Raw genomic sequence first — 9,541 nt, 5'->3', positions numbered from 1 at the left:
GTCGCGGTCGCCGCGGTCGCCGCGGTCGCCGCGGTCGCCGCGATCGTCGTGTCGTTCGTCGGCGCGGTCACGGCGCAGCCCCTTCCCAGTCGTCGCGCCGGCACAGGCCGCGCATCTCGCAGTAGGCGCAGGCGACGCCCTCGCCCAGCGCCGGCAGCGGCTCGCCGCCGCGCATCGCCATCAGGTCCTGGCGCAGGCCGTCCAGCATCACCACCGCGGTGGTGGCCACGTCGTCGTGCTCGATCGAGGCGATGCCCTTCGAGTCGTCGAGCGCCAGGTACTGGGCACGGAGCGCGGCGGGAGAGCCCGAATGCCCCTCACCCCGACCCTCTCCCGCAGTGCGGGAGAGGGGGAAAGAGTCGTCCTGCGCATGCCCCGCCTCCGCCTCCGCCTCCGCCCCCGGCCAAGGCCCGGGTCCCGATCCCGGTCCCAGTCCCGGTCCTGGCCCCGGATCGGCGTCCGGCCCGGTGTCGTTGCGGCGGGCGACGTGGCCGGTGTGGCCGGTGTGGCCGGTGTGGCCGGTGTGGCCGGCGTGGCCGGCATGGGCGGCGTGGGCGGCGTGGCCGGCGCCCATGAGCACGGCATAGACGCCGAGCTGCGTGTCCTCCAGCGGATCGGCGACCTTGTCCTTGAGGCCCTTCACGCTGCCGGTCTTGTAGTCGATGAGGAGCGCCCCGTCGGCGGCGCTGTCCAGGCGGTCGATGCGGCCCAGCAGCGTGAGGTCCCCGAGCACCGGCTCGACCTCGGCCCAGGGCCGCACGCGGCGGTCGAGCTCGCCGCGCTCGAAGCGCTGGCCCTCGGCCTCGCGTTCCGCGAGCCAGCCGAGGTAGGCCGGCCGGAAGCGCGCGAAGCTCGCCGAGTACGGCAGGAACTCCGCCGGCGCCAGCCCGAGCTCCCGCATCTGGTCCTGCGCCGCGCGCTGCAGCCGGGTGTCGTCGTCCAGGTGCGGATCGGTTCCGGCGGCGCGCTCGGTGTGGAACTGGTGCAGCACCGCGTGCAGCCAGGTGCCGTAGTCGCGCTTGTCGGCCTGCACGTCGAGCTCGTTGGCCTCGCGCAGGCCCAGCAGCACGCGGGCGAAGAACTGGTACGGGCACTGGCGCAGGGACTCGACCGCGCTGGCGCTCAGCGCCGACGGCAGCCGCCCCTGGGCCCGCGCGGCGGCCCGACCAGCGTGGGCGGCGTCCAGGCTGACCTCGATCCGGGGGTCGCGCCACCGCGGCAGCCGCTGTCCCACGGCCTGCAAGGCCAGGTCCAGCCGCTCCACCAGCGGGCTGGCCGCCAGCGGCTCGCTGCCCAGGTGGCCGCGGCGCAGCAGCGTCACGGCCGGCGCGCGCAGCAACTGCGCGAACTGCCAGGCCAGCGCCTGGCGCTTGTCCTCAGCCGTCGGCAGGCCGAGCTGGCGCGCCAGCGCGTCGCCGATCAGCACCGGCCCCGGCGGCACCGGCCCCAGCGTCGCGGCATCGGCGCCCGGCAGCACGACCGCGCCGAAGGGCCGGAGCATCGTGCGCGCCAGCGGCGTGATCATGATCTGCAGGCCGCCGTCCAGCGGCGGCTTGTATTCGCCGGCTTCCAGCGTCTGCGACACCCAGTCGACGAACTCGGCCGCGGTCAGCTGGGCCTCGCGCAGCACCGCCTCGTGGCCGGAGCCCGGCCACGGGGTCTTGCTCAGCCAGAGCGCCTCCAGCACCTGCGGCCCGCCCGCCAGTTGGCGCTTGAGCTGCTCGTCGGCGCCGAGCTGCTGCAGCGTCTGCAACAGCGCCGCGATCCAGTCCTCCAGCGACTGCGCGCCGCGTTGCTGCAGCGGCACCAACGCCTCGCGCGCCGCTTCCCACAACCGCCCGCCGCCCGGCGGCAGCCGGTCGACGCGGACGGCCTGCGGCGAGGACCAGCCGCGCTTGCGGCAATGGCCCTCGAGCGCGCTCACCGACGCGCTGCCGCCGCGATCGCGCAGCGCCGCCGCCAGCGGCGTCTTCAGCCAGGCGAGCCAGTCGTCGACGGTCGCGTCGCGCCGCGCCGCGCGCAGCATCGCCATCAGCTGCGCCGCCGGCGCGGTCGTCGCCAGCGTCCAGCCGGTCTCGTCCTGGATGCCCAGGCCCTGGCGCTCCAGCAGCGCGCGCACGCGCCGCAGCAGCACCCGGTCCTGCGCGATCAGCGCGACCGGCGCGCGGCCCTCCCGCAGGTGGTCCAGCACCGAGGCCGCGCTGCACTGCGCCAGGTCCTCGAAGTCATCGCAGACGGCCTGCTCCAGCCGTCCGACCGGCGCGCCGCCGTCGAAGGCGGTGTCCAGCGGCAAGTCGGCGTTCAGGCGCAGGCAGGGAATGCCGGCCGCTTCCGCGCTGTCCAGCAGCGCCTCGGCGAGCGCATCGGGCCCGCCGCAGCGCAGGTGCAACCAGGCGCTCGGGCGCAAGGCGAAGAGCGCGTCGGTCGCCGGCGCGCGGGGATCCGACGCCGCCCATTCGAGCGCCACGGCGAGCAAGGCGCGTTCCAGCTGGCCCACGCCGCCCTGCTGGGCCAGCGCCTGGCGGCCGTCGTCCCAGAACGCCGCGCGCCGCGCCGGATCGCGCAGCGCGGCCGCGCGCGCCAGCGCATGAGCCGCCTCGACCAGGCGCAGCACCGCCGCGTCGTGGGCGCGCGGGTCCTCGTCACGCAGCGCCTGGGCCCAGCTCTGGCCGCGCAGCAAGGCGCGCGCCGCGAGCGCGTCGATCGCGGCGTCGCCGGTCAGCTGCTGCGCCTGCGGCAGCGCGCTGGGGCCCAGCGCCGAAGCCAGGCTGTGGGTCGTCTCGATCCGGGGCTGCCAGCGCGACAGCTTCATCCATGCACGCCGCGCCGGCGCCAGGTGCTGCGCGAACGGCAGCAGCAGCACCGCATCCCGCGCCGCCAGGCCGTGTGCCTCCAGCCACTCGGCGGCCCGGCGCGCGACGCCGTCCCAGATCGCGGCGCTGGCGTGGTCCGGCGACAACGGGAAGTCGACCGGCGGCGCGATCGCCTGGGGCGGGATCGAGGGCGATGGCGGGGGCGGCGGCAGAGTCGGCAAGGCGGCGTCGAAGATTTTGCTGATGGCGGCGATAGCGACGACGAGGGCGCGGACGGCTTGAGATCCGCTGTCCGCACCATCATGTCGGACGAGCGCCTACTCGGGCCGAGGTTTCCGGGCTTGTGTGAGAATCATCGCTCCCTGCAGCCCTGGGCTCTCGCGGCGACGCATTGTCGCCCCTCCGGCCGCCCGACCGAGGCCTTCGCCCCGGCAGGGACATCACGCAAGGACCATCTCCATGAGCAGCGAACAGATCAAACACATCTCCGACGCCTCGTTCGACAGCGACGTCATCCAGTCCGACAAGCCCGTGCTGGTGGACTACTGGGCCGAGTGGTGCGGCCCCTGCAAGATGATCGCCCCGATCCTGGACGAGGTCGCCAAGGACTACGGCGACCGCCTGCAGATCGCCAAGCTCAACGTCGACGACAACCGCGAAGTGCCGGCCAAGTTCGGCATCCGCGGCATCCCGACCCTGATGCTGTTCAAGGACGGCCAGCTCGCCGCCACCAAGGTCGGCGCCCTGTCGAAGGCCCAGTTGACGTCGTTCCTGGACGCCCACCTATAATCATCCGATCCGCCGGGGCCTCAGCGGTCCTGGCGGACCACTTGCCAACACGCCCGCCCGGGCCCGACGGCGTCGCAGGACGCCGTCGATCGTTCCGGGTGAGCGCGTGGACTCGGCGCCCAAGTCTCCACGCATTCCTCAAGTCCGCAGCAACGCGGCACGCGCGTCCCTTGGGCTCGCCGTTGTTTGTGTCCCTGGCCTTGGCAGGCCCTGGACGACAGACCGGGTCAACCCCCCCATGCATCTTTCTGAACTGAAGGCGCTTCACGTCTCCGCCCTGATCCAGATGGGCGAAGAGCTGGAGATCGACAACGTCGCTCGCATGCGCAAGCAGGAGCTGATGTTCGCGATCATGAAAAAGCGCGCCAAGGCCGGCGAGCAGGTCTTCGGCGACGGCGTCCTCGAGGTGCTGCCGGACGGCTTCGGCTTCCTGCGCTCGCCCGAGGCCAGCTACATGGCCTCCACGGACGACATCTACCTGTCGCCCAGCCAGATCCGCCGCTTCAACCTGCACACCGGCGACATGGTCGAGGGCGAGGTGCGCGTGCCCAAGGACGGCGAGCGCTACTTCGCGCTGGTCAAGGTGGACCGCGTCAACGGCCTGACGCCGGAGGAGTCCAAGCACAAGATCATGTTCGAGAACTTGACGCCGCTCTTCCCGAAGGAGCAGTTCAAGCTCGAGCGCGACATCCGCGGCGACGACAACATCACCAGCCGGATCATCGACCTGATCGCCCCGCTGGGCAAAGGCCAGCGCGCGCTGCTCGTCGCCCCGCCCAAGTCGGGCAAGACGATGATGATGCAGCACCTGGCGCACTCGATCGCGGCCAACTACCCGGACGCCCACCTGATGGTGCTGCTCGTCGACGAGCGCCCGGAAGAAGTGACCGAGATGCAGCGCACCGTGCGCGGCGAGGTCATCAGCTCCACCTTCGACGAACCGGCCGCGCGCCACGTGCAGGTCGCCGAGATGGTGATCGAGCGCGCCAAGCGCCTGGTCGAGCTGAAGAAGGACGTGATCATCCTGCTGGACTCGATCACCCGCCTGGCCCGCGCCTACAACAACGTGCTGCCCAGCTCCGGCAAGGTGCTGACCGGCGGCGTGGACGCCAACGCGCTGCAGCGCCCCAAGCGCTTCTTCGGCGCGGCGCGCAACATCGAGGAAGGCGGCTCGCTGACGATCATCGGCACCGCGCTGGTGGACACCGGCTCCAAGATGGACGAGGTGATCTACGAAGAGTTCAAGGGCACCGGCAACTGCGAGATCCACCTGGACCGCCGCATGGCCGAGAAGCGGGTCTACCCGTCGATCCTGCTGAACAAGTCCGGCACCCGCCGCGAGGAACTGCTGCTCAAGCCGGAAATCCTCCAGAAGGCCTGGATCCTGCGCAAGCTGCTGTACCCGATGGACGAGATCGAGGCGATGGAGTTCATCCTCGACAAGATGAAGTCCTCGAAGAACAACCATGACTTCTTCGACATGATGCGGCGAGGCGGCTGAGCCCGGACCGAGGACAGGCCCAGTGGCCTGTCCGACGCCGGCGAAGGACGGTGCGCGTCCTGCGCGCACCGGCTGGGGCCTCCCGTCTCCCCTCTCTGGACTTCAAAGGAAGCCGCCCCCTGGGCGGCTTCCTGCATTTCAGCTATACTCCGCGTTTTTCCGCTGTCGACAAGTGCACTGCAAGGGGCAGTGTGGCTGGCGGCACCGCAGCGAGGATTTCAAGATGGCCAAAGAAGGCATTCACCCCAACTACCGTGACGTGGTCTTCCTGGACCAGTCCAACGGTTCCCAGTTCGTGATCCGCTCGACGGTTCACACCAAGGAATCGATCAAGCTGGACGACGGCCGCGAGCTGCCGCTGGTCAAGCTGGAAACCTCCAGCGAATCGCACCCGTTCTACACCGGCACGCAAAAGAGCGTGGACAGCCTGGGCGGTCGCGTCGAGAAGTTCCGCAACAAGTTTGCGAACCTGCGCAAGAAGGCCTAAGCAGCCCTTCCGGATCGGACCCCGCGTCCGGTCCCCGACAAAAAGGCAGCCCCATCGGCTGCCTTTTTTCTTTACCGCGCCGGGTCGGGCGACTCGTCCTGGCCGCCGCCAAGCTGCGGCATGATGCGCACCGGCATCCACAACGACAACGAGACAGACGCGCATGAATCTGCCCACCCCGGCCGTCGTGGCCGAGCGCAGCACGCATCCGATCCCGCGCCTGGCGCTGCTGCTGCTGTGCGCGGCCTACGTGCTGCCCGGCCTGTTCGGCCGCGACCCGTGGCGCAATGCCGACCTCACCGCCTACGGCTACATCGCCAGCATCGTGCAGGGCCATGCGCCCTGGCTGCAGCCCGCGATCGCCGGGCTGCCCGCGGACGGCGGCCTGCTGCCCTACTGGGTCGGCGCGCTGGGCGTGAAGCTGCTGCCCTTCCTCGAACCGGCGGTGGCCGCGCGGATCCCGTTCGGGCTGATGCTGGCCGCGGTGCTCGCGCTGGCCTGGTACAGCTGCCTGCACCTGGCCCGCACCGAAGCCGCCCAGCCGGTCGCGTTCGCCTTCGGTGGCGAGGCCCACGCGGTCGACTACGCCCGCGCGATGGCCGACGGCTGCCTGCTGGCGCTGATCGCCAGCCTCGGCCTGCTGCGCCTGGGCCATGAGATCACGCCGGAAATCCTCCAGCTGCTGGGCATCACGCTGTTCGTCTACAGCCTCGCGGCGCTGCCTTTCCGCACCGGGAAGGCGCGCGCGGCGATGCTCACCGCCCTGCCCGTCCTGGCCACCAGCGGCGCCCCGGCCGTCGCGCTGGCACTGGCGGTGGGGGCGCTGTGGCTGTGCCACCGCTCGACCTACGAGGACGCCCGCAAGTTCCTGCCCTGGATCCTGGGCGCGATGGCGCTGGCCGCGCTGGTCGCCTGGCCGATGCACGGCTGGGCCTGGCGCGTGCGGGCCAGCGAGCGCAGCGTGCTCGACTGGTTGCGCCTGACCGGCTGGTTCTGCTGGCCGGCCTGGCCGCTGGCCGCCTGGTCGCTGTGGCGCTGGCGCTCGCACCTGATGCGGCGGCACATCTCGGTGCCGCTGCTGGCCTCGCTGGTGCCGCTGCTGACCAGCCTGCTGATGGGCGCCGACGACCGCGCGCTGCTGCTGGCGCTGCCGCCGCTGGCGGTGCTGGCGAGCTTCGCGCTGCCGACCTTCCAGCGCAGCGCGAGCGCCCTGCTCGACTGGTTCTCGGTGTTCTTCTTCACCGCCGGCGCGATCTTCCTGTGGCTGTACTACACCGCGCTGCAGATCGGCTGGCCGGCGAAGCTGCTGGCCAACGTCCGCAAGCTGGCGCAGGGCTACGAGCCCGAGTTCGGCCTGCTGACCTTCGTGCTGGCCCTGCTGGGCACGCTGGCCTGGCTGTGGCTGGTGCGCTGGCGCACCGCGCGCCATCGCCATGCGATCTGGAAGAGCCTGGCGTTGCCGGCGGGCGGCGTCGCGCTGGCCTGGTTGCTGGCGATGACGCTGGGCCTGCATCCGCTGAACTACGCGCGCAGCAACAAGCCGCTGGTCGACCGCATCGCGGCGCACCTGCCGGCGGGCGTGGACTGCATCGCCGCGCCGGGCCTGCCGACGCACGCGCTGGCCGCGCTGGAGTTCCAAGGCCGCTGGCGCGTCGACGCGACGCAGAACCTGGACCGCACCGCCTGTTCGGTGGCGATCTCGGTGCAGGCGGAAAGCACGCCGATGCCGCGCGCCGGCTGGCGGGTGCTCGGCGTGGTCCGTCGCCCGACGGACCGCTTCGGCACCTACCTGGTCATGCAGAAGGACCGCTGAGCAGGACCGCGACGATCAGAGGTCGTCGCCGCCCGCCAGCGCCGCGGGCGCCGCCTCGTCGCCCATCGCGGGCGAGTCGGCCAGCCGGATGCGCGCCGCCGGGAATTGCAGCCTGAACTTGGAGCCCTTCCCGGGCTCGCTCTCGATGCGCAGCTCGCCGCCATGGCGCTGCACCACGTGCTTGACGATGGACAGCCCCAGGCCCGTCCCGCCGGTGTCGCGCGAGCGGCTGCCGTCGACGCGATAGAAGCGTTCGGTCAGCCGCGGCAAATGCTCGCGGGCGATGCCGGGGCCGTTGTCGATCACCGAGATCTCGGCCGAGTGATCCGGCAGCCAGCGCCATTGCAGCTCGATGCGGCCACCCTCCGGCGTGTAGCGCACCGCGTTGCTCATCAGGTTGGCGATCGAGCTCAGCACCTCGGTCTCGATGCCGGCCAGCTCGACGCCGGTCTGGCGCTCGCAGACCAGCTCGTGCCGCCCGTTGGACAGCGCCTGCGCATCGGCCGCGACGCGCGTCAGCAGCGGGTCCAGCGCGATCCAGTGATCGGCCGCCGGACGCGGGCTGCCCTCGAGCTGCGCCAGCGTCAGCAGGTCGCCGACCAGCGTCTGCATCCGCGTCGTCTGCTGCTGCATCAGGTGCAGCACGCGCTTGCGCTCGGCCTCGGTCAGCTGCAGGCTGGCCATCGTCTCGATGAAGCCGGCCAGCACCGTCAGCGGCGTGCGGATCTCATGCGAGACGTTGGCGACGAAGTCGCGCCGCATCGCCTCGTTGCGTTCGCGGTCGGTGACGTCCAACGACAGCACCAGCTTGCGCGACTCCCCGGCGACGCCGTAGTCCCGCACCAGCACCTGCAGCGTCGATTTCGCGCGGGTGTTGGTCAGCGTCAGCGGCTGCTGGAAGTTGCCGTTCTGCAGGTAGGACACGAAAGCCGGATAACGGACCAGGTTGGTGATCCGCTGCAGCTTGTCGCGCTGCGGGTCCAGCGAGAAATGATCCCCGGCGACGACGTTGCACCACTGGATGTGGTCCTGGCCGTCGAGCAGGATCACGCCGTTGGGCGAGGCCTCGATCGCGAGCAGGAACTGCTCGAGCTGCTGGCGCTCGCGCTCGTAGCGGCGCTCGCGGTCGCGCAGGCCGCGCTCGACGCGGTAGGCCATCTCGCCCCAGAGGCCGGCGACGCGCGGCGCGTCGTCATCCTGGTCGCCGCGCAGCCAGACCACCAGCCGGTGGGCCCGCGTCGCGTCCCAGACGGCCATCATCACGACGGCCAGGCCGGCGGCCAGGGCCGCCGCCAGCTGCGGCATCCGCAGCCACTCTCCCAGCCAGTACCCCAGGGCGCCGGCGACGCCGGTGCCCAGCACCAGCATCAGCACCCGCGACAACATCCACGCCATGTCGAACTCAGGCCGACAGGGCGCTGCTTTGCTGGGTCAGCCGGTAACCGGCGCCACGCACCGTTTCGATCATCCGCGCGCAGCTCACCTTCTCGAGCGCCTCGCGCAGCCGCTTGACATGGACGTCGACGGTGCGTTCCTCGATGAACACGTGGTCGCCCCAGACGCGGTCCAGCAGCTGCGAGCGGCTGTGCACGCGCTCCGGGTGCGTCATGAAGAAGTGCAGCAGGCGGAACTCGGTCGGGCCGAGCTTGACCTCGACGCCTTCGCGGCTGACGCGGCGCGTGCCCGGATCGAGCACCAGGCCGCCGACCTCGACCGCCGTGTCCAGCGCCTCGGGCGCCTTGCGGCGCAGCACCGCGCGGATGCGCGCCAGCAGCTCGTTGGTGGAGAACGGCTTGGTCAGGTAGTCGTCGGCGCCGGCGTCCAGGCCGGAGACCTTGTCGACCTCTTCCGCGCGCGCGGTCAGCAGGATGATCGGCAGCTCGCGGGTGCGGGCGGCGCCGCGCCACTGGCGCGCCAGCGCCAGGCCGGTCTGGCCCGGCAGCATCCAGTCGAGCACGACCAGATCGGGCAACACGCGATCCACTTCCAGCTGCGCCTGTTCGGCATTGCCGGCCAGCGTCACTTCGTAGCCGGCGTGGCGCAGGTTGATGGAGATCAGTTCGGCGATCGCGGATTCGTCCTCGACTACCAGGATGCGGCTCATGCGGGGTAACTCCTCTTGTTCGGTCCCGCCGGTC

7 protein-coding genes are annotated in these 9,541 nt (G+C 71.3%); 4 read left to right on the top strand and 3 right to left on the bottom strand.

The window, feature by feature from the left end; all coding sequences use genetic code 11:
- Positions 1-67: 67 nt before the first annotated feature.
- Positions 68-3,034 (bottom strand): PD-(D/E)XK nuclease family protein, encoded by a 2,967-nt coding sequence (locus tag N5D62_RS22180; RefSeq protein ID WP_279760064.1) that lies wholly within the window; start codon positions 3,032-3,034, stop codon positions 68-70.
- 238 nt (positions 3,035-3,272) lie between these two features.
- Here N5D62_RS22180 and trxA point away from each other — a divergent pair, with 238 nt between their 5' ends.
- The 4 genes from trxA to N5D62_RS22160 all read left to right on the top strand — a co-directional run bounded on the left by trxA (position 3,273) and on the right by N5D62_RS22160 (position 7,403).
- Positions 3,273-3,602: a thioredoxin TrxA gene (gene trxA, locus N5D62_RS22175; RefSeq protein WP_279760063.1), complete on the top strand. Its 330-nt coding sequence runs from the start codon at positions 3,273-3,275 to the stop codon at positions 3,600-3,602.
- 238 nt (positions 3,603-3,840) lie between these two features.
- On the top strand, positions 3,841-5,103 hold the full coding sequence (gene rho / locus N5D62_RS22170; protein ID WP_279760062.1) for a transcription termination factor Rho: 1,263 nt from the start codon (positions 3,841-3,843) through the stop codon (positions 5,101-5,103).
- Between the two features lie 223 nt (positions 5,104-5,326).
- Positions 5,327-5,590, top strand: coding sequence for a type B 50S ribosomal protein L31 (locus tag N5D62_RS22165; protein WP_088406645.1), 264 nt, complete (start codon positions 5,327-5,329; stop codon positions 5,588-5,590).
- Positions 5,591-5,753: 163 nt separating this feature from the next.
- Positions 5,754-7,403, top strand: a complete 1,650-nt coding sequence (locus tag N5D62_RS22160) for a hypothetical protein (protein WP_279760061.1) — start codon at positions 5,754-5,756, stop codon at positions 7,401-7,403.
- A gap of 15 nt (positions 7,404-7,418) precedes the next feature.
- Here N5D62_RS22160 and phoR read toward each other — a convergent pair whose 3' ends face one another.
- Both phoR and phoB read right to left on the bottom strand, forming a co-directional pair.
- Complete coding sequence (gene phoR, locus N5D62_RS22155) at positions 7,419-8,798, bottom strand: phosphate regulon sensor histidine kinase PhoR (protein WP_279760060.1); 1,380 nt, start codon at positions 8,796-8,798, stop codon at positions 7,419-7,421.
- A 7-nt stretch (positions 8,799-8,805) separates the two neighbouring features.
- Positions 8,806-9,507 (bottom strand): phosphate regulon transcriptional regulator PhoB, encoded by a 702-nt coding sequence (phoB, locus tag N5D62_RS22150; RefSeq protein ID WP_088406639.1) that lies wholly within the window; start codon positions 9,505-9,507, stop codon positions 8,806-8,808.
- Between the last annotated feature and the right edge of the window lie 34 nt (positions 9,508-9,541).

This window comes from Mitsuaria sp. GD03876 (genome assembly GCF_029840635.1).
In the GTDB taxonomy this organism is placed as follows: domain Bacteria; phylum Pseudomonadota; class Gammaproteobacteria; order Burkholderiales; family Burkholderiaceae_C; genus Roseateles.
This window is presented reverse-complemented; position numbering and strand designations above follow the sequence as displayed.

Excerpts from the sequence above, each read along its gene's own strand:
- trxA (WP_279760063.1), top strand. The coding sequence starts at position 3,273 with ATGAGCAGCGAACAGATCAAACACATCTCCGACGCCTCGTTCGACAGC.
- rho (WP_279760062.1), top strand. The coding sequence starts at position 3,841 with ATGCATCTTTCTGAACTGAAGGCGCTTCACGTCTCCGCCCTGATCCAG.
- N5D62_RS22165 (WP_088406645.1), top strand. The coding sequence starts at position 5,327 with ATGGCCAAAGAAGGCATTCACCCCAACTACCGTGACGTGGTCTTCCTG.
- N5D62_RS22160 (WP_279760061.1), top strand. The coding sequence starts at position 5,754 with ATGAATCTGCCCACCCCGGCCGTCGTGGCCGAGCGCAGCACGCATCCG.
- phoR (WP_279760060.1), bottom strand. The coding sequence starts at position 8,798 with ATGGCGTGGATGTTGTCGCGGGTGCTGATGCTGGTGCTGGGCACCGGC.
- phoB (WP_088406639.1), bottom strand. The coding sequence starts at position 9,507 with ATGAGCCGCATCCTGGTAGTCGAGGACGAATCCGCGATCGCCGAACTG.